Source organism: Chamaesiphon minutus PCC 6605 (genome assembly GCF_000317145.1).
Classification (GTDB): Bacteria; Cyanobacteriota; Cyanobacteriia; order Cyanobacteriales; family Chamaesiphonaceae; genus Chamaesiphon; species Chamaesiphon minutus.
The window spans coordinates 2,129,228-2,147,180 of record NC_019697.1; the positions used below are offsets into that span (position 1 = coordinate 2,129,228).

Consider the following 17,953-nt stretch of genomic DNA (forward strand, 5'->3'; position numbering starts at 1 on the left):
ATTTAGCCTCTTTGTTGCGAAGCTTGGACTAGCGGAATGTGGGTTTTAGTGATATGAAACCTCAAAAAGTAGACTGGGTAATTCTTTTAAGGTTTTGAAGGAGAAGATCGATTCGATCGCTGAATAGCTCGATCTCTCGTCAAATTAGGCTCAAAAATCGATTCTAACCAGTGTTAGCTTAAATGCTCTCCTAGAAACAGTTTTAGCGATTGGTGACACTAGTTTACAACCATCCTGATTATGTGTCCAATAGGTCATCGACACCGCAAAGATCGGTAGATTACTGCTCAGTTTAGCTTAATGATGAACCAGTCGATCGTCGCTCTTGCGGCGCGCAAGCTTCGGGAGTTAGGTAGACTGGTTTGAGAAGCATCGACAGCCAGCCATTCAAGCGATCGTCTCGACAATCCAGATTTTTCATAAAATTACACAATTCTGCGAGAACGAATGAGATGCTCTCGCAGATAATATGCTCTTGATGAGGCAGTCTCAACAATTGCATCAAGCAATATAAAACAAGACTCATGCATAGTTTTTGTCAAAGATCCAGTTCGATCGATCAGTAAAAAATGCTGAATTGCTCTTTCTAAGTAGAATGAAGTGTTTACTCCTGAGAGCAAACGAATTGTGCCTTCCTCTCTTTGATGTTTTGCAAGAATACGTACTCCTGATTCAAAGAAAATTGAAGGAAAATGATGCATGAGGGAAGCTAATGATTCAAACACATCTGGATTCTTGCCAGTATTCGTAACGAATTCAAGGATCGAGTCTTTTCCAAGTCCAATATCTTGATTTTCGTAATCTAGTTTCTGCCAAGGGGTATCAGCATGTAGCATACTACGAATTAACTTTTGTCTGTTATCTCGCTGTCTGTATTCGGAGTTGTTTCTGGCAACTGCAATAGCTATTTCTTGAACCTTCGGCGATAATTCTTTCCACAGTTGCCAATATACTTCATTTTTATTTCGTTTTTCAGCTTCTAATGCAATACATGATATGAAATAACTCATAAAATCAGGTGCTATTTCACACCCCATCCGTAATTGCTCGATATAATCTTCAAAATTTGAATCGTGTAACTGAAATAGGTACTCAGCAAACCGATTGGTGAAGTTCAAAGAGATGTCAACATCGATCTCGACCCGCTCTTCTTTTTTAGAGTCTTGTCTATCTTCTTGTTGCTCCGCTTCAAACAAGAGCGATAGCATCTTCGACCATAACTTGATGTTGCTCGATTCCTTAGAGGCATTTGGAATCATTAGGCAAGGGCTTAAAATATGCCGCGAACTATGAGATCTAAGAGTAATTAGATTGAGATCGCTCGAAAGTTCACCTCGTTTGAATCGCTCTCGGAATTCATCTTTTTTTGCTTGCAGCTTAGATATTTCAATTTCCCTAGCGTCATCAGATAGATTATATATTTGTCTTTTTATACATTGATTATCTTTATCACGATCGAAACGGGCATATTCAAGTGACCCAGTTATACATTCTTGTGCAAACTCTGGATCTCTTTGCCAGAGATAGTTTCTAATCCCATCTGCTGCTTTGTGCCTAACCTCTTTATTCGTATGTGTTAACGCAGTAATAATCAAACTTTTAACAATATACCGATCGTTTTCTTCAGAAAATAAGTCCAAGAAAATTGGGAGAACAGATGCCGAAGATGCTGTATCAGCATAGCTTAAGCTCCCAATTGAATCGTCTACATCTGCATTTATCAGAACTGTTTGACCGATTAGAGCGAAACTCCACGCAACATCTTCATCTGTCAATTCGCCTGAATAGTCACGTACAAAGATCGCCGCAGCAGTAACAATACCTCCAAATGACATTGCTGCCAAATCGCTGACTGTACCAGCATTGAGTTTTTCAAAAAGCTCTTTTGCCTCAGCCAGAGCTTCAATCCACGTCGCATAGTATTCAGTTTCTAATGGCTCTCGTGCAAAGGTGCTACGTGACCATAGATCGAGTTTAATAAAGCGATTTTGTTCTCGCATCCGTTCTTGGGTTTGTTGCTGACTATCTTTTAAGTCAGCTTCCAAGTTTTCAGGCTCAAATATGATTCTGTTATTTTCTCGATCTTCGACAGGGTTCCAACCGCGACTATCAATCCTATGCAAAAGGAAGCGTATCGTTTCATCTTGTGGTTCAGATGCACGTAGCAGATTGATAGCAGTAAGTGTTTCATCTCTCCATTCCGAAAATTGAAGACGTGTAACTAGTGTTTCTAGAGACTCTTTGCGCCACGGACGCAGGGCAGCGGTACGTCTTTCTTCTGCATAAACTTTAGATAGCGCATCTCGCTGAAAACCAGAATAATGCCAATTTATTTCGCTGCCGCCCCGCTCATGAATAGTTCGAGCTAAATCCATACGATAGAGTTCGCGGGTTCGGAGAAGTGGCAAAGCAGATTTCCCAACCTTTGCAGGAAAACCCATTGCGATAGAAGCTAATACTGCTGTAGTCATTACAGAGTTGCTGTTTCGCAAAATATAGTCAAATAGCCACTCTAATTGCCCTGGTTCACACGATTCGACATGTGCGATAAGCGAGTTCTCAAGTGCCATTAAAGCGCACTGTAACAAGTAAGGAATATTAGAAAATCCACGGTATGCCGACCAAAAATCTCCAGAATAATATTGGTATACTTTTCCCCCATTATTTAACTGGATAGTCAAGGGTTCAAAGACTGACTCTGATAATTCTTGCACTCTCGATGAATAACTCCCTGGCAAGTATAAATCAGGATGAGTGAATATTTCGACAGTTTTGTTTAGTAGTTCTAAGATAAACTTTAATCCTTTGTGTGGATGAAAGCGAAGAAGATGATTGAATAACCCCTTGGCACCACTCGCAGGAAAAAACATATTTCCATCGTTTTTAAGGCCGAAATGCCGATCTTTATCTAGCGCACCAGGACTAGTGCGGCGATATACTCCATTGTCTCTATCTCGAACCGTCTCCTCAAACCATTCAAAATAGGCTAATTTCATTAGCTGATTCGGTGCATATTTGCTGAAAAAAGCTGATTCTACACACCCTAAAGACATTTTACAAAATTGTTTAACATACGACAATCTATGACTTTCACTACGATAGACAAGGACATCTGTTTCCAAAAGTTCTGTAAATTCTTGATGAATTGCCGGAATGGTTTTGATGATGATACTAAGTAACTTCTTTCTATTACCATCATCTTGATATAATTCTTTAAGAGGAGTTAACAGATGAAGGGATAATAATCCTACTTCACGGGCTGGGACTGGTAATTCCTCATTTAGGTTTAATAAGGAAGACCAATCATTTAAGATGGCTGTTATATGTGGTGTCAAATCCTTTGACAAAGACTTCCTATTTTCAAATAGAAAGCAAATTATTGTTTCCCAAGCTTTACCATATGGTTTTAGATATAAAGCATCAACTAAATTCATTCCATCATTTTCTTCTAGCTTGGGAATTAGCTTCAAGTCTGGCATCTGACAGACTAACCGGAGAATGAAGCAGAAACGTTTCAGAAGCTCGCCATCCTCCAAAAAAAGTTTGCTCTTTAACAGGTTGAGAAATTCACTTGGATTATCGCCTTGAAGTATTGCAGCGATAGTTTCGTCTTGCCAGTATCTCTGAATATCTCGATCGGTCAGAATAGCAAGCACGAAATTATCAACATTGTCGCCATATCTTAACTTTTGGTGAAGCCACAAGCGAAATGCACGGTTGATTGCAGGTTCATTGCCAATTGCATTAAGAAAATTCTGGATGTTGCCTGAGTGTTGTTGGTATATTTCTTCAATATATCGATCGAGTGCCCAATCCTCTAGAACATCATGTGCAGGGCTAACGAGTCCATTCTTAGAATCGCGACGAACTAAATTATCTTCTTCAAGCTTGAATACCGCATTCTCATCAAAAAGAGTCTCTGGAACTCCATATACCATCTGTTTTGCTCGGCGGACGGCAATATCGATAAATGTCTGTCTGCGCTTAGTGGGCATTCCATTTGCTCGTTCTTGTTCTTTTGCGATCGCATCTCGCCAGACAGCATCACGAAACTCCTTTTCGCCATCTTCATGTGTAAATTCTGTTCCAGTCTCAAGAACTCTACATGCTAAATCTGCAAAGAAGGGTGACTTCAGCAAAATTCTCAGATTTGGATTGTTAGAAAATTTTTGTAATGCTTCAATTTGTTCGCATAGATCCCGAACTTGCTCGTTACTAAAACCATTTAGTGTCAGCGGTGTAAATTTGATGCCATGAGGCTGAAGATATGTAAAAGTAATTTGTTGATATGCATAGTCACGACCAGTAGCGATTATAGTCCAACCTTGCTGTTTATTTAGTAAATGAAGTAAATCTATAAATGCTGTCGTTTTTTCTAACTCAAGAAGCTTTTCCAAAGATTCGATCAGCAGATATTTTTTGGGCATTAAAGCGAAACCTGCTTCTAACTCGCGAAGTGAACCCTTCAAGCCCATTGCTGAAAACACATTATCGAGATGAGAGCGATCTAAATCTTCCGTGCGTAAACAAAAGATAGGAGCACGTTCGCCCATATAGTCCGAGAATTTTCTTACGAGGCTAGACTTTCCAGCACCACGTTCGCCAGATACAAAAATAAAACTGGATGTTTCAGCTAAATCGAGTAATCGATCGAATGCCTCTGATTGCTTAATATGAGTTCTACCAATAGTAGTTCTTATGCCACCTAAGATAAAATTTCCATGATCCCTCAGTTTATTCAAATCTGATAACCAACTAGAAAAAATAGCGGTACTAAATTTAGTCCGAATGTCTTCCGGCAAAGTTTCTAAAGCGATCGTACCCGCATTTTGATTAGAAATTTGAACTGCATCAACAACTCTCGCCCATACAGATGGCGCAGCTTCATTTGAATATTGAGCGATTAAAGAATGAAGTAAGGATAATGTGCTTCCTGATTCTGTATCTAGATCGTAGCCAATGAGATGAAAAACTTTTAGAAACTCCCATACTTGTCGATCGGTAACATCAATCCCCTCATTTGCATTTTTTAAATGTATCTTGAATGCTGCTAGCTTTTTTCTTTTTGCATCACTACTAAAATTAGCAGTCTTAATTTTAGTGAAAAACTCTGTTTCATCTTCAGAATGTCTTGCCCATTCTAGAATAGGTCGCACATCATCTATATCAGTTGCGCTCAAAGGGCCTGTGACCAGAGCAATGGCATCAACGCTGGAATCAAAACTTTCACTATTAAAGTCATTCCAGTTACTTTGAATTACTTCTGCAAACGTTGTATCTCCTTCCGTGATACTAAGATCGTGTTTGACTTGAACTAGTAGTTTTGCCTCTTGCTCTGTTTCTGGTTGTTTGGCAAATACAATAAAGTCATCAGTTTGAACGCCAGTATAACGCGCTTGAAGCTTGATTTTTGTAATCGGGAAAGGTGGTAAGCAAGGTGCTATCCGTCCTGTCAGCATCAGAACAGCGAAGGCTGCTTGAACCCGCGTTTCAAAATTCGACCCACCACCGCCCGTAGAATAAGGGTTGCTTTGCTGCTTTGCTGGCTTAGGCATTGATTTTCAGTCTTCTGGCTTGTCCCCTTTATTTTAGCTTTTACATCAACAAGAGGTAGATTTAGATGAGAATAGCTGCTGAAAGCTCAGTGGTAGGAACAAGCGGAGTAGCAGGGCTGAAAGGTAGCGAAAGCGGTGCGTTTAGTGGTTAACCTGTGAGCAATAAAATAACGTGACGGTAGGCGGCGTGGGTGCGATCGGGATTTAAATACGAAAAAGCTGTGCTGACTTCACGCCAACTAAAAAGTTGTGTTAATCTGGTAGAGAGCGCAGCTTTGTTGTCATGTTCGATGGAGAACTAACTGAATGCCCCCATTTACAGAGAGCGGCTATCTACCACCTGGAATTTGGGCAATGAGTTGGGTAGATTTTTGGGAGCGATACGGGTACAACTCTCGACGAGCTAACCTCCTGTCTGGCTTGACGTTTGCCCTCAAACTACTAGTTCGCTCTAATTGTCAGACCATCTACATCGGCGGTAGTTTTATCACCAATAAAGAACGACCCAACGACATCGACGGCTGTTTTGACGGGATGGGAATCGATATCGGGATGCTAGATCCAGTTTTTCAAGATATCGACGAACAACATGCCCGCTTTGGCTGTGAGTTACGAGTGGATTTTATGTCAGCATTTCAGAGCTTTTTGCAAAAAAATCGCGATGGAGAGCCAATCGGGATTGTAGAAATCGATCTTGGAAATTTTGATATCACGAGGTAATTAGTCATGATCCAAAACGAACACCAATATAAAGTTACCAAAGGCGAGATCGATAAGCTGCAACAAGTTATCGATAAATTGCTAGAGCAACAAAATATCCCGCCCAGCCAACTAGCAGCGATGCAAAACAGCTTTCAGACACAGATCGATCGAATGCAACTTGAAATTCAAGAATATGACGATCTCAAAGCGGGGAAGGTCGAAATTACTATGGGATCGATCGAAGATTTACCTAAAGTCTTAATTCAAAAACGGATCGGTTTGGGCATGACACAAAAAGAGCTAGCCATCAAATTAGGCATCAAAGAACAAATGGTGCAAAGATATGAAGCTAGCAGCTATGAATCGATCGGCTTCCAACGATTAACAGAAGTTTGGAATGCTCTGTCTGCATCAATTCCAAACGTGACAGTTAGCTAAATCGTAGACCCGATCGTATCTAAGGAAGATTGAAGATATTGAAACAGCAAAATACCCAAACAGCAGTCGCTAATAAAATTAAAAAGTGGGTGGAAACAGCTCAAGAACTCAGCAACGAGCAGTTTAGATTTGCCATCCCCATCACGCGACTGACCAGTATCAAAAGCCTGTGTCAGGACGAAGTTGCCGCCGCACACTTTGCGCTTTATTTAGCCAAAATATTACAAGCGCAAATGCAAGCAGAGTCATATCCCAGTCATCTGAGTCCATCTGAATGGGAGATTCACACGACTGTCGTTGCTAATGCGATAACAGAGATGGAACGCTACATCGAAAACCCTCTCTCTGAAGGCAAGCAATCTCTCTCGCAATTACTAAAGCAGATCGATGAGTTGCAGGGCAATGATTTTCGCAACGTTCACTGGACTACCGTGCATTTTGTTAAGAGTGGTAACTTACTCAAACTAGAATATGCAATTCGCTGTTTTACCGTTGGCGTAGCCTCTCCGTTGGAGAATCGAGATTTTCCTTACTATGCTTATAAATTAGCTAGAGAATTTACAGAATCCTACGAACCTCGGTATGGCACGGGTTTGATTCCCGAATCTGTACCCAAGCTGTTGGAAATTGCCGAGTTTTGGTGTCAGTATTACTTCGGACAAAATCTCGCTGAGAAGTTTCCTAAATTGGCGATCGTCAATTACAACTCAACTATCGAAAAATTAAATCTAAAGCGAGATGTCTATTGATAAACAGGAACTAGTCCGCCGCGTGTCCCAACGAGTCGAGCGAGAAACTGGCATGGTGGAAACGGTCATCGATGCGACGCTCGAAGAAATTTATGAATCACTCCAACATGGCGATAGTGTCTCGTTGCGGAACTTTGGGACTTTTTACGTCAGGGTCGAGCCGAAATGTTGGGTGTTTAAGTTTAACCCTTCTCAACGATTGCGGAAGTTATTTGGTTGGGCTTCTACTTCCAAAACATGAGGAAGGATCGATCGACTAATTCATACTGGTGACACAACGACTTCGCCGACTTGCCCACATTTTCCGTCAGCCAAACCTTATCCCGACTGGTCAAAGCCGGAGTATTAGAGCGCGTCAGTAAAGGTTTGTACTACCGCCCCCGCATCACTCGCTTCGGTCGCTCTCATCCCACCCAGAGCGAGATTCAATCCCTACCAATCCCTCAAATCGTCCTGCCTGCGGGGATTAGCGCGGCAAACCTCTTAGGCTTGAGTACCCAAAATGCCGTGCGCGGCGAATTTGCCACCACCGCTGCCAGCGTCCCCCGCAAAATTCTCGGTACCCGCGCCCGCATCCATACCAGCCGCCCAGCAGACTGGAACTCCCTATCTCCCACCAACGCCGCCCTGCTCGACTTACTCAGATCCAGGGGTAAATTTAGCGAACTATCCGACGCACAAACCTAGCAACGGTTACTAGATTATCTGCGCCAAGACGATTGTTTCGTTGGCGAAGCCTAGCCTCTGGCTAATCGCTTACTGGAGATTGCCAACACCGAACCGCCGCGAGTGAGGGCGATGTTGGGTGCCCTAGGACAAGAACTCAAGAAAAGTACCCGAGCCATCGCCAAGCTCCGCCAATCTCTAAATCCCATCTCCCGCTTTGACTTTGGCAAGCTGCACACCCTTCGTTATGCCAAGGCATGGCAAGCAAAATGAAACTGTTTGAATCGCCTGATTTCTATGACGCAATCGTTGCCGCCACCGCACATTTTCAGGGTGCTGGACTGACCGAGCAGTTGATTGAGAAAGATTACTATTGGCACTGACCTGGAGATTAACGGGATCGAGGACGGTGGCGTAGTGGCGATCGAAAACCCGCTCGGATCGGGTGCAAGAGAAAATTTTTGGTCGTTTGGCTGGGCTAAACGTTTGCTATCACTAATCGCTGTAGAGTCTGTATTTTTGCATTCTAGATCGATCGTTACTAAGCGTGGACAATCCGGCATGAGCCGGATTGCTTTAGTGTTTCTTTTTGAGGAATTTCTAATGCTAGTTACCCTCTCTGGCTATATTGGTCGCGCCGTTTCTACCTCTAATACTCCGCTGCCCGATGGTTCCGGCTTTGCGCCAGTTTCCGAAGTACCGCTTGGCGTTCGCATCGCTGAAGGTGTCACTGATTGGTACCTGCTCAAGTTTACCAATGAGGCGGGGCTTCGTGCCGCTCAATTCATCGTCAAAAATGCCCAGGTTGCCGTAGTTGGCGACTTGGCATTCGAGGATTGGATCGACCCTAACCAAGTTCTTCGTTCCAAGCCCGTCGTTACTATTTCGGATTGGCAGTTAGAAAGATTGCCCAAATCCGCTTAGTCTTAACTGCTTCCTCCAACCTGGATCTGCCAAATTAACCCTCGATCCATTAGGGGTTAATTTGGTTGCGCTTTGTATTCTCAAACTCACTTCACGAGGACAAAACCGATGCGTACAGCTACTTCCAATCTCGTTATCCTTACCGTTGAAGTTGGTACTAATATCACTGGCACTGCGATCGATGGTGATATTAGTATCGACTTTGCACTTGCCAATACTGAGGTCGATCGACGCTTATTCGTGCCCTCCGCGCAATTAGTCGTTACTGGTAAGTTCCGCTTGGGTAAAGAGCCTACCACCATCGGCATTTTGATTTCTAACGTGGTGGCGATTATTTCGATTCCTACACCCGCATCTACCGATGTTGCAGCTACAGCACCAATCGCTACTCCCGAATCCTCTGCCGATGTTGAAGTGCTTGTAGAGCCTGAGATTTTCGCTATTGAGGTTGAAGATAGCGCACCCTCAACTCAACCTGCACGTTCGCGTAGCGTCCCCCTTGGGGAATCGCAAACTCGCACCCAAAAAGCTGCGAGTACTCGTGCGGCCAAGAAAGCCAAAGCTGTTACCGCTGCGGTATCGAGCTAGTTTTCACTATTTTCTTAGACGGATAGATCGATCGCCTGTTAGCACTGCTGATGGGCGATTCGTTTTTGTCTCAGTAAAAAAGGTCGATTGCCCGACCTATCTATAATTAACGAACCTTTATGCTAACTCAAACATCTACTCAAGCTCAACATTTCAAGTTCGCAGACCTACTCCCAGGCTTAGTTATTTGCGAAGCAACGCCAGATATTCACGGTTGGAATAATGCCACGGCAAATACTCCCGCATTCTTGGTGTATTTAGGCTATAACGTCCCCTCAGAACGCGATGAATGGATTACCAAGCTGCGTCTGGTTTGGAAAATTGAGAGCGAAATACTCGACCGTCCCAGCCAACGAGTCAAAGGCTACTGGCATGAAATCAAGATTCGGGGAATGAAGCGATACTCCGACCCGAATGTGTTCGATCTCGATTACCTGAGCGAATCTCAATATTATGGTTTGGACTTTCTCACTCAGTTGTTGCAGATGAAACAAGAGTTTGATGCTTATGAAGATGCGATCGACACTCGAATATTAACTAGTTAGACTAAAGATACCGTATTACTCAATGCGGTATCTCCACTAGCGAAAATATTGGTGAGAATCATGTTAGAAGAAGCAACTATTCTTGACCTAGAAAGCTCTAATTCTACCGTTCAAATCACTGCGAGTACTGCTGAAGATTATTATCGCAACGCTAATGTCAAATATTACGAGCTTCAAGATATTCAGGGTGGATTGTCCGATTACGATCGTGCCATTGAATTAGACCCCAACCATGCCCTCGCTTACAGCAATCGCGGCAACCTGAAAAAAGATAATCTCCAAGATTACCAAGGGTCGCTTGCTGATTACGATCGCGCACTTTCTCTCAATCCGCACGATGCTGTTACTTACTACAACCGCGCCCTGCTGAAGAATATCAAGCAGGATTACCAAGGGTCGCTTGCCGACTACGATCGCGCGATCGAACTCAATCTTGATGATGCCGATAGCTATAACAATCGAGCGATGCTCAAGTACCTAGAGCTAGAGGATTTAGTCGGAGCGATTGAGGATATGCAGATCGCTCGATTTCTATATCAGCAGCAGGGAAATGATGCCCGATCGATGACCGCGATCGAGTTGATCTCACGGTTTCGATCGAAAATCGATCGTTCGGGGTTACAGGTAGGTTTCTTGAAGGCGCGTTGGCGTAGCCTCTCGGAACGAGAATCGACAGAAGAAGGTTAATCGCTTTAAGCTCCAAAAAGAATTAGGGCGAATTTGGTGACGCTTACCGAAAAGTACTCGCCATATTCGACCATATTTGCTCCGCTTTAATTACCAATTTTGCAGTGGCAAAATTGCTCTAGTTGTAGTTATTTTCAAGCATTAATCTTGGCATCAGTCTAATCGACTGGTGCTTTTTTAGTGCTTTCATTACTCACTTTATCACAGGAAAATCATGACCACTAACCCAGAAAACAAGTACTTAACTCGCCAATATGCAGCCACAGATTTCTCGTTTCCTTACGTTCAAGGACTGCGCGGCGAAGATCCCAAACAGTACGGCTATTTCGTGCCCCTCTCCCAAGCTAACAAAGCTGGCTGGCGCGATTTAGCTTCCGACAAACTTACCGAGTATGCCTACAACACTGGCAAAACCGAAGTTGGGATCTTACTTCAACAGCCGCGTATGAGCATCACTCCGGTTTGCCAACTGGGAATGTTCGATCGCAAAGCATCTCTTGAAGACGAGACTCTGGTAGTCATCGGCAAATGGGATCGCCAGTATCGGGGCGACGAGAATATTGGGAACTTCCAAATCTACTTGGTAATGTTCTTCGACGAACGCAAGCAGCCACTCCACGACATTCCCTTGAAGCTAGTGGCAAAAGGCGCACAACAAGCCACTTTATCAGAACGGTGGCAGCAATTCTGCGTAGCCGTAGCGCGGTGTCAGGCTCAGGCACATAAAGTCTTCTTTAGCCCTCGCAATGAAGTCTTTAATGCCTTGTGCTTGTTCCAACCCCACCTGATCCGCAAAAGTGTCGGGGAGAAAACCAAGTCCCCTGCCCTGTATGTGGATGGGTATGTGGAGCCGACAGTCGATAATTGGCAAGATTTCTTTCTCGGCACCGATGCAGATCTCACCGATATGGTGGTGGGCTTAATGAATCCACGTCCCCGTTTGCTACTTGCCGATCCTACTGCTGGGTCGATTTCCCTTACTCCTGCTGCCGAGCCACAACCCCAACTAGAGGCTCAATCCGCTCATCCAAATGTGGGGATTCCAGCTCTCGATCCCCATCCTGCCATCGATGTGCAGTCGTCAACCGTTGCACCCGATGGGTCTGGTTCTAATGAGATTGGCACGACTGTAAATATCACTTCCGAAATCGATACCGACGACATCGATAAAATTCCGTTCTAGATTCTGACTGTCGCGACTTGGGTGGTATAAAACCCCAATCGCATTAATGAGAAATCGACAGGCAAAGTATCCCCCTTTACTTGTCGATTTCGATCGAGTCAATTGTTAACAACCACCCACTTTTTACAGAATATGTCTCCAAACATTATACCTAATCTCTCCCCTGAAAAATTCGATTTAGCCCAAATCGACTCGGCTGAAGCTGACGAAATAGAACATCTTGAGCGATTGATGCTCGACCGCGAGGATTACTATCAACTCGGTTACAGCTATTAGCTCGAAACACGAACGATCGCACCACTTATTTGAATATTAACAAGTAACTAATTACTCGTTAATACGTTACTGCCGCCAATCTCAAGCAAGATTGGCGGCTTTTCTCAATGAGCAACTACCATTATCTTTAAACTATGAAAACTGGATGTACCCTAGAAGAATTAGCTCGCGAGTTATTAGACCGACAAGAACATAAACGCGACTTCCACGCTCGGACTAAAACTTTGAACATGCTGCCGACCGCTCAATTCCGCCTGGAAACTAAGGATGAAGAGATCTTCATGCCAGCAACGGCACACGCTCACGCACAGATGGCGAGTAAACTCAATCTACCTAAAGTCTATTACGATCCATTCGTGACAAGTTAAGGCGCGATCGCAATTGTCAAGCACGTTTGGCGATCCTTCGATCGACCGTTACATCAGATATTCAGAGATCGAATACATTAGCACTATCAATCGAGTTTTTTGATATATAGTGAGACCGAACCAACAGCCACGCTATATATGGGTGTTGACATTCGATCGAAAACCTTAACTTGTCACAGATGATTACGATCGGATGCTGCGGCAATGTCCCGATCTGTTAGCCCAAAACATCAATCACTGGTTGAGTCGATCTGAGGATACCAGCTTGATTCGCACACTTCGGGGACAAATGCGGGCGGTTTTGAGCAATCGCTATCGGATCGTCGATCACCACGATATTTTAGCGATGGTCGTAACAGAACTTCAAGAGATGGGCGACGGGATGACCATCGCGAGCTGTCAAGTCACCGATGCGCGGATGTATATCAAAGTCGTCAATACCAACATTGAGGACGCAATCTCACTTAACGATCCAGTCCAAGCGGGATTTATCTTATCTAATTCTGAAGTTGGTCTTGGCTCGATTTCAATCGAACCTTTTATACTACGCCTAGCTTGCCTTAACGGTTTAATTTTGAAAGACCGTCGCCAACGCAAAAATCACGTCGGTCGTGTCAGCGAAAATAACGATCTCTATGCGATCGATACTCTCCAAGCGATCGATGATGCCTTTAAGCTGCAACTGCGCGATCTAGTGCGGAATGCGATAAGTATCACAACTTTTCGCGAAGCAGTCGAAGACCTGCAAGTCGCTAAAACTGGCATCATTACTGGTAAGCCTGCTAAAGCGGTCGAATTGACAGCTAAGGCAATCGGACTCAACCAGAGCGAATCTGAGTTCGTACTGAGCCATCTGCTGCGTTCTGGCGACTTGAGCAAGTTTGGAATGCTCAATGCGGTCACGCGATCGGCTGAGGATGTGGAAAGCTACGACCGCGCGACCGAAATCGAGCGACTCGGCTCTGATGTGCTTTATTTACCCTCGACTACTTGGCGCGAGGTTGCTACTGCTAATTAATCCGCCGATGGGATCGTGCCACCCTATTAACACTACTTCAAGCAGAGTGGCGCGATCTCGCTCTCTTAACAACTCGATCTTCATCACTCTTTACAAAAAGTTACTTTGTTACAATCAGAGATTGATGTGTAACTAATTGACAAAGGAAGAATTTTAGAGTGGTTAATAGAATTGGTGATGTTGCGCTTAATGTTGATGATATCATCAAGTTTGACTTCCAGCATATGACATCCGAGCAGCGCGAAAGCATTACTGTTAAAGTTAAATTGATTCATAACTCTAATGGTAAAGTTTACTATTACTTAGATATGAGTGGACTGATAGTTCCGACAGAGGAGAATGCTCAGTACTATCTAACTGGAGATAGATTTTTCTTAACCTTTGAATTTGAACGTTGGCGATTTAACGTCACTAAAGTATATTGTGAGGAAAATGAAAGTGTGTCGTATCCATTCATGATGGATACATCTAATCTGGAAATAGTATCTAGAAGCTAGATCTGGAAATTATTCTTGCAATCTCACTAAAAGCCAGTAGTTACAATAGCTACTGGCTTTTAGTTGTGTTAAATTCGAGATCTTTAAATATCGATTGATACTTATGAATTTAGATTAGCGATCGAAGTTTTAATCGACAGAAATTTACCACCATAAAACTATGCCATCACTAATTAACTTGGAATCCCAACGCGATCGACTCGTCGAGGAAATTATGGAGCTTGCCGAATCGACCTCTGCTGAAGAAATTGCAGGTGCGACGGACTCAGACGGGGCTGACGAACTAATCGTCAAATTTAATGAATTGGAAGCTGCCATTGCGGATAAAGTCGATGCGATTGTGGCGACGATTGCCGCCCAAAAAGGCGACATTGCCTACCTAAAATCGCGCCGCGACGAATTTAATCGTGCGATCGATCTCAAAATTAAGGCACTTGAAAAATTTGAGAACTATCTAAAGTTGATTATTGCCGAGCGACCCAATGCCCAGCTTAAAGGTAAGGATGCGACAATTAAGATTGTCAAAAATGGCGGAGTTCAACCCATTTGGCTCAATCCAGATATCGAGGAGCGAAACTTTCCTCCCGATTTGGTCGCGATTACCACGACTTATAAAGTCGATCGTCAAGCCGTACTTAAAAAGTTAGCTGAATCTGGAGAAGATAATTTGGTAGTAGATGGCGAACAAATTGCTTGTCTACAACCAAGGGGGACACACCTACGGATTGGTTGAATAAAAACTATTTGAGATCTTCTTGGGTGGTAGCCAGTGATGAATAGTCGCTGGCTTTTTTTGCCTTTACTCATGAAAACTTGTGGATTTATATGAGTAGCAATTCATCATATGTACGGCTATAGATGATGAATTGCTATTGAAAAATTAAGGCTGTGGTAGTAATGAAATTTTGAATTTAATGTCAATTAGGGCAATTAATAATAGAGCTGCTGTAGCAGCAGTATTTTGGAATTAATTAGGATCTAAATTATGTGCGATCGACAAAAAGTAAGTTGTGCCAATTGTCTTTACGGGAATTACTGGCACGAGCCAGATAATTACGACGCTCCTGAAGAGTTTGGCTTTGACTGTAGCTATCCAGCTCTTGGATCGAAGTTAGCTCGAAATCTGCGAACCGATTGGAATATTGATGATGAAGATCTTGCCGCAGAATGTCTGGATTATCTGCCGGAAACCATTACGTCTCCAGCATCATCAGCCTCAGTTTAGTAGATTATTAGTTCAAATTACCACCAAGCAAGCACCAGCTCTTAACTGCCGTTGGTGCTTGTTTTGTTCGCCTATTACTAATTAGTCCCCACTATCGATTAAAAGTTATGACTAAAGATATTGACTGGCAAGTTTGTACTGGATTACTGACTCGGTGCTATCGCAATCTTAACACAGGGCATATGTCGTTAACTCAGCAAATTAATAAGTCATGGATACTCGTCGGGCACGCTGATAATTTAGTTATTAACTATCCACACTTTTATGTCTCCGAGCGCGGACGACAACGGGTTTTAAAGGATAAGCGTAAAAATGTTCATGCCTACTGCGAAGGTGTCTTAGCTAGTGTCAGCTTGCCTGTTCTCCCACCTTTGAAGGAAATACATTATTGTCCCTACTCTCAATCCTATTTCTCATGGAAAGAGACAGGAACTCCCATTATTGCGGCAGATCTAATTGTTGTAATCGACAATCAGGTGCTTTGTACGACTGATGTTCGACAACCTCAGTTATCACTATTTTAATCGATTATATGTACGAATTTTGGATTGGCTAGCATCAAACTAATGCTGGTAATAGCGGTACGAGGCACTTTGACAGGTGTTTAATCTCTGCCAATTATCCTGCTGTATGAATCTTGCCAGCAATTATCACTAATTGCTGGCTTTTTTATGCCCATTTATTATCATACTCATCAAATTTATGACCGTTACTAATATCGATGGACAATTAACTCTAGATTTCTCCGTTCCTGCCAACTGTCCCCCACCTAATCCCAACTTAGCCGATAAGTTACAAAAGTTGGCTGCGGCGATGGACACAGCGATTTCATCCAAGCTAAGTCCTTCAATTTCCCACCAAAACATTACCGCCCGTCGTTCTCGTATTGCTGCCAGTATGCGGGAGGACGGACGACGGCTGCAACTTATCCAGAGTTGGTTGATGGGACTTGCCGTTCGACATCGCGACGGTACTTGCCCTACCCAGCTTTCCAAAATTAGCAACCGCAGTCATCTCGACTCCTTTGCCTCAATTTTCCATTGGCAAAAAGAAGGAGCCAAATCGCTCGAATATCTCTACACGGGGTTCGATCGCGGTGATGAAATCGCTCAAAGGTTGGGATCTATCGGCATCCATAGTGCTAACGATGCTCTAGCGGCGGTCGAACTATTAGAAAGTTTGGGCAATCCCGCCGATCGACAGATCGATCCGATTGGCGAACGGGTAGAGGCATTGCGACGCAAAGCGATCTATCAACAGGTACCCGACTTCTACCCGACCCCAGGCGAAATTATCAGTCGAATGCTGCAACTAGCCAACGTCCAACCTCAACACCCCTGCCTCGACCCAGAGGGTGGAGCTGGCGATATTTGTGTTGCACTGCGAGACTTAGGAGTCGAAAACATCGACTGCTTCGAGTTGAATGCGGGTTTGGCTGAAGCTCTGACCCTACTCGGCTTTGTGCCGCTGGGACGAGACTTTCTAACCGCCACCCCCCGCCCGATCTACGACCGGATCTTGATGAACCCGCCTTTTGGCGAGGATGCCTACATCCAACACGTTCGCCATGCTTATGATTGGTTGGCTCCTGGCGGGGAGCTGGTTGCGGTGCTGCCGATCGAACATCCCAGTCGCATCAAAAAACGTCGCCAGTTTTCAGAATGGCTCGATTCACTTGAAGCCATTCGTTACCCCAATCCTTCAAAAGCCTTCACCAAAGGCGACCTGCCAAGGCAGCGCTTACGCTATCGATATTGTGCAATCGAGACGCACCTAATTCACCTTTGTCGTTGAGATCTCATGCGAAACCCTTTCCAGTACAAAACCAGATTTGGCTTGTATCAAGCAACTATTCGCGCGATGGACGAGCTATCGACAACTAAAAGAGCATGGTGGCTTCAGCAAGCTCTTTTTCATTGTGACAGAGATTTTCCCGATTTCTCTGTGCAATTAAGAGAACTAGTTTATAAACCTGCAACGTTGGATGACCTGACTCGATCGAATGAGATAAAGCATTAATTTATTAGCACCTGGAAATTCAAAAAACAAAGCCAATCCGTACACCAAAAATTTACAGGTTGGCTTTATTCGTACATTAATTGAGATTGCACCATGTATGCAGCAACAGCATAAATCTGTGTGGCGATCGAAAAGATCGAGCAGTTTCCAGGAAGTATGGACTATACATTATTAATTGAAGCCCGATCTGAGCTGATAACCGCTCGAAATCTCCTTGAGAGCCGCTGGCAAATCTGGAATTCGATCTATTGGAAGCGCAGTAATGCAGCAACTAAACGCAGTATTCAAGCTAAACTAGAGGGATTGGCTTTCGATGCTCTAACTGGGGTACTTAACGCCGGAAAACTTCTCAATCGATATGTAGACACGGTTGGTATTCTTGATGAAAATGCTCCGCTTTGGAGCGAAATTATTAACTGTTTGTCTAATGCCTATCGCTGGATATCTAGAGATTATTACTATGATTGCTCGTGCAAACAGTTAAAATTGTCAATCGATCTAGAATCTACTTGA

General features: G+C 43.7%; 23 protein-coding genes. 21 read left to right on the top strand and 2 right to left on the bottom strand.

The genetic code is table 11. The features are described from left to right. Nucleotides 1-292 precede the first annotated feature (292 nt). Nucleotides 293-421 (bottom strand): hypothetical protein, encoded by a 129-nt coding sequence (locus CHA6605_RS36140; protein WP_269744573.1) that lies wholly within the window; start codon nucleotides 419-421, stop codon nucleotides 293-295. Between the two features lie 4 nt (nucleotides 422-425). Beyond that, nucleotides 426-5,555 carry an NACHT domain-containing protein gene (locus CHA6605_RS09905; RefSeq protein WP_015159328.1) on the bottom strand — a complete coding sequence of 1,710 codons (5,130 nt, stop codon included), beginning with the start codon at nucleotides 5,553-5,555 and terminating at the stop codon, nucleotides 426-428. Nucleotides 5,556-5,861: 306 nt separating this feature from the next. On the opposite strand from CHA6605_RS09905, the gene CHA6605_RS09910 reads away from it, so the two are divergent. The 21 genes from CHA6605_RS09910 (at nucleotide 5,862) to CHA6605_RS10005 (ending at nucleotide 17,953) form a co-directional block, all read left to right on the top strand. Beyond that, nucleotides 5,862-6,275, top strand: coding sequence for a DUF6932 family protein (locus CHA6605_RS09910; protein WP_015159329.1), 414 nt, complete (start codon nucleotides 5,862-5,864; stop codon nucleotides 6,273-6,275). 6 nt (nucleotides 6,276-6,281) lie between these two features. Continuing rightward, nucleotides 6,282-6,695 (top strand): helix-turn-helix domain-containing protein, encoded by a 414-nt coding sequence (locus tag CHA6605_RS09915; RefSeq protein ID WP_015159330.1) that lies wholly within the window; start codon nucleotides 6,282-6,284, stop codon nucleotides 6,693-6,695. Between the two features lie 38 nt (nucleotides 6,696-6,733). Further along, complete coding sequence (locus CHA6605_RS09920) at nucleotides 6,734-7,444, top strand: hypothetical protein (protein WP_015159331.1); 711 nt, start codon at nucleotides 6,734-6,736, stop codon at nucleotides 7,442-7,444. After that, a complete protein-coding gene (locus CHA6605_RS09925; RefSeq protein ID WP_015159332.1) occupies nucleotides 7,434-7,685 on the top strand; it encodes an HU family DNA-binding protein in 252 nt (83 codons plus the stop codon). Before CHA6605_RS09920 ends, CHA6605_RS09925 begins: the two co-directional genes overlap by 11 nt. A gap of 50 nt (nucleotides 7,686-7,735) precedes the next feature. Further along, a complete protein-coding gene (locus tag CHA6605_RS31500) occupies nucleotides 7,736-8,131 on the top strand; it encodes a DUF6088 family protein (RefSeq protein ID WP_051038798.1) in 396 nt (131 codons plus the stop codon). A gap of 111 nt (nucleotides 8,132-8,242) precedes the next feature. Continuing rightward, complete coding sequence (locus CHA6605_RS33980; RefSeq protein WP_157259947.1) at nucleotides 8,243-8,383, top strand: hypothetical protein; 141 nt, start codon at nucleotides 8,243-8,245, stop codon at nucleotides 8,381-8,383. Nucleotides 8,384-8,467: 84 nt separating this feature from the next. Beyond that, on the top strand, nucleotides 8,468-9,034 hold the full coding sequence (locus CHA6605_RS35695) for a single-stranded DNA-binding protein (protein WP_232432241.1): 567 nt from the start codon (nucleotides 8,468-8,470) through the stop codon (nucleotides 9,032-9,034). 108 nt (nucleotides 9,035-9,142) lie between these two features. After that, complete coding sequence (locus CHA6605_RS09940; RefSeq protein WP_015159335.1) at nucleotides 9,143-9,622, top strand: hypothetical protein; 480 nt, start codon at nucleotides 9,143-9,145, stop codon at nucleotides 9,620-9,622. A gap of 119 nt (nucleotides 9,623-9,741) precedes the next feature. Continuing rightward, nucleotides 9,742-10,167 carry a hypothetical protein gene (locus CHA6605_RS09945; RefSeq protein ID WP_015159336.1) on the top strand — a complete coding sequence of 142 codons (426 nt, stop codon included), beginning with the start codon at nucleotides 9,742-9,744 and terminating at the stop codon, nucleotides 10,165-10,167. A 60-nt stretch (nucleotides 10,168-10,227) separates the two neighbouring features. Further along, nucleotides 10,228-10,854 (top strand): tetratricopeptide repeat protein, encoded by a 627-nt coding sequence (locus CHA6605_RS09950; RefSeq protein WP_015159337.1) that lies wholly within the window; start codon nucleotides 10,228-10,230, stop codon nucleotides 10,852-10,854. 214 nt (nucleotides 10,855-11,068) lie between these two features. Continuing rightward, a complete protein-coding gene (locus tag CHA6605_RS09955; RefSeq protein ID WP_015159338.1) occupies nucleotides 11,069-12,037 on the top strand; it encodes a DUF5895 domain-containing protein in 969 nt (322 codons plus the stop codon). Between the two features lie 132 nt (nucleotides 12,038-12,169). Continuing rightward, nucleotides 12,170-12,313, top strand: a complete 144-nt coding sequence (locus CHA6605_RS35060) for a hypothetical protein (RefSeq protein WP_015159339.1) — start codon at nucleotides 12,170-12,172, stop codon at nucleotides 12,311-12,313. 134 nt (nucleotides 12,314-12,447) lie between these two features. Beyond that, on the top strand, nucleotides 12,448-12,681 hold the full coding sequence (locus tag CHA6605_RS09960; protein ID WP_041547883.1) for a hypothetical protein: 234 nt from the start codon (nucleotides 12,448-12,450) through the stop codon (nucleotides 12,679-12,681). Nucleotides 12,682-12,874: 193 nt separating this feature from the next. Continuing rightward, on the top strand, nucleotides 12,875-13,699 hold the full coding sequence (locus CHA6605_RS09965) for a DUF932 domain-containing protein (protein ID WP_051038804.1): 825 nt from the start codon (nucleotides 12,875-12,877) through the stop codon (nucleotides 13,697-13,699). Nucleotides 13,700-13,857: 158 nt separating this feature from the next. Next, nucleotides 13,858-14,196, top strand: a complete 339-nt coding sequence (locus CHA6605_RS09970) for a hypothetical protein (RefSeq protein ID WP_041547886.1) — start codon at nucleotides 13,858-13,860, stop codon at nucleotides 14,194-14,196. A gap of 160 nt (nucleotides 14,197-14,356) precedes the next feature. Further along, the gene (locus CHA6605_RS09975; protein WP_015159341.1) at nucleotides 14,357-14,929 is read left to right on the top strand and encodes a siphovirus Gp157 family protein; all 573 of its coding nucleotides are present in this window, start codon (nucleotides 14,357-14,359) and stop codon (nucleotides 14,927-14,929) included. A gap of 252 nt (nucleotides 14,930-15,181) precedes the next feature. Continuing rightward, nucleotides 15,182-15,421: a hypothetical protein gene (locus tag CHA6605_RS09980; RefSeq protein ID WP_015159342.1), complete on the top strand. Its 240-nt coding sequence runs from the start codon at nucleotides 15,182-15,184 to the stop codon at nucleotides 15,419-15,421. Nucleotides 15,422-15,528: 107 nt separating this feature from the next. Further along, nucleotides 15,529-15,945 (top strand): hypothetical protein, encoded by a 417-nt coding sequence (locus CHA6605_RS31510; RefSeq protein ID WP_015159343.1) that lies wholly within the window; start codon nucleotides 15,529-15,531, stop codon nucleotides 15,943-15,945. 178 nt (nucleotides 15,946-16,123) lie between these two features. Further along, nucleotides 16,124-17,215 (top strand): class I SAM-dependent methyltransferase, encoded by a 1,092-nt coding sequence (locus CHA6605_RS09995; RefSeq protein ID WP_015159344.1) that lies wholly within the window; start codon nucleotides 16,124-16,126, stop codon nucleotides 17,213-17,215. 6 nt (nucleotides 17,216-17,221) lie between these two features. Then, entirely contained in the window at nucleotides 17,222-17,440 is a 219-nt protein-coding gene (locus CHA6605_RS10000) for a hypothetical protein (protein ID WP_015159345.1), read from the top strand. Between the two features lie 120 nt (nucleotides 17,441-17,560). Next, on the top strand, nucleotides 17,561-17,953 hold the full coding sequence (locus CHA6605_RS10005) for a hypothetical protein (RefSeq protein WP_015159346.1): 393 nt from the start codon (nucleotides 17,561-17,563) through the stop codon (nucleotides 17,951-17,953).

Bases quoted from the DNA above. Each gene is read 5' to 3' on its own strand.
- CHA6605_RS09950 (WP_015159337.1), top strand. From the start codon at position 10,228: ATGTTAGAAGAAGCAACTATTCTTGACCTAGAAAGCTCTAATTCTACC.
- CHA6605_RS09995 (WP_015159344.1), top strand. From the start codon at position 16,124: ATGACCGTTACTAATATCGATGGACAATTAACTCTAGATTTCTCCGTT.
- CHA6605_RS36140 (WP_269744573.1), bottom strand. From the start codon at position 421: ATGAAAAATCTGGATTGTCGAGACGATCGCTTGAATGGCTGGCTGTCG.
- CHA6605_RS09905 (WP_015159328.1), bottom strand. From the start codon at position 5,555: ATGCCTAAGCCAGCAAAGCAGCAAAGCAACCCTTATTCTACGGGCGGT.
- CHA6605_RS09955 (WP_015159338.1), top strand. From the start codon at position 11,069: ATGACCACTAACCCAGAAAACAAGTACTTAACTCGCCAATATGCAGCC.
- CHA6605_RS09910 (WP_015159329.1), top strand. From the start codon at position 5,862: ATGCCCCCATTTACAGAGAGCGGCTATCTACCACCTGGAATTTGGGCA.
- CHA6605_RS09980 (WP_015159342.1), top strand. From the start codon at position 15,182: ATGTGCGATCGACAAAAAGTAAGTTGTGCCAATTGTCTTTACGGGAAT.
- CHA6605_RS09945 (WP_015159336.1), top strand. From the start codon at position 9,742: ATGCTAACTCAAACATCTACTCAAGCTCAACATTTCAAGTTCGCAGAC.
- CHA6605_RS09960 (WP_041547883.1), top strand. From the start codon at position 12,448: ATGAAAACTGGATGTACCCTAGAAGAATTAGCTCGCGAGTTATTAGAC.
- CHA6605_RS09965 (WP_051038804.1), top strand. From the start codon at position 12,875: ATGCTGCGGCAATGTCCCGATCTGTTAGCCCAAAACATCAATCACTGG.
- CHA6605_RS10000 (WP_015159345.1), top strand. From the start codon at position 17,222: ATGCGAAACCCTTTCCAGTACAAAACCAGATTTGGCTTGTATCAAGCA.
- CHA6605_RS31510 (WP_015159343.1), top strand. From the start codon at position 15,529: ATGACTAAAGATATTGACTGGCAAGTTTGTACTGGATTACTGACTCGG.
- CHA6605_RS35060 (WP_015159339.1), top strand. From the start codon at position 12,170: ATGTCTCCAAACATTATACCTAATCTCTCCCCTGAAAAATTCGATTTA.
- CHA6605_RS09915 (WP_015159330.1), top strand. From the start codon at position 6,282: ATGATCCAAAACGAACACCAATATAAAGTTACCAAAGGCGAGATCGAT.
- CHA6605_RS09975 (WP_015159341.1), top strand. From the start codon at position 14,357: ATGCCATCACTAATTAACTTGGAATCCCAACGCGATCGACTCGTCGAG.
- CHA6605_RS33980 (WP_157259947.1), top strand. From the start codon at position 8,243: ATGTTGGGTGCCCTAGGACAAGAACTCAAGAAAAGTACCCGAGCCATC.
- CHA6605_RS09940 (WP_015159335.1), top strand. From the start codon at position 9,143: ATGCGTACAGCTACTTCCAATCTCGTTATCCTTACCGTTGAAGTTGGT.
- CHA6605_RS09925 (WP_015159332.1), top strand. From the start codon at position 7,434: ATGTCTATTGATAAACAGGAACTAGTCCGCCGCGTGTCCCAACGAGTC.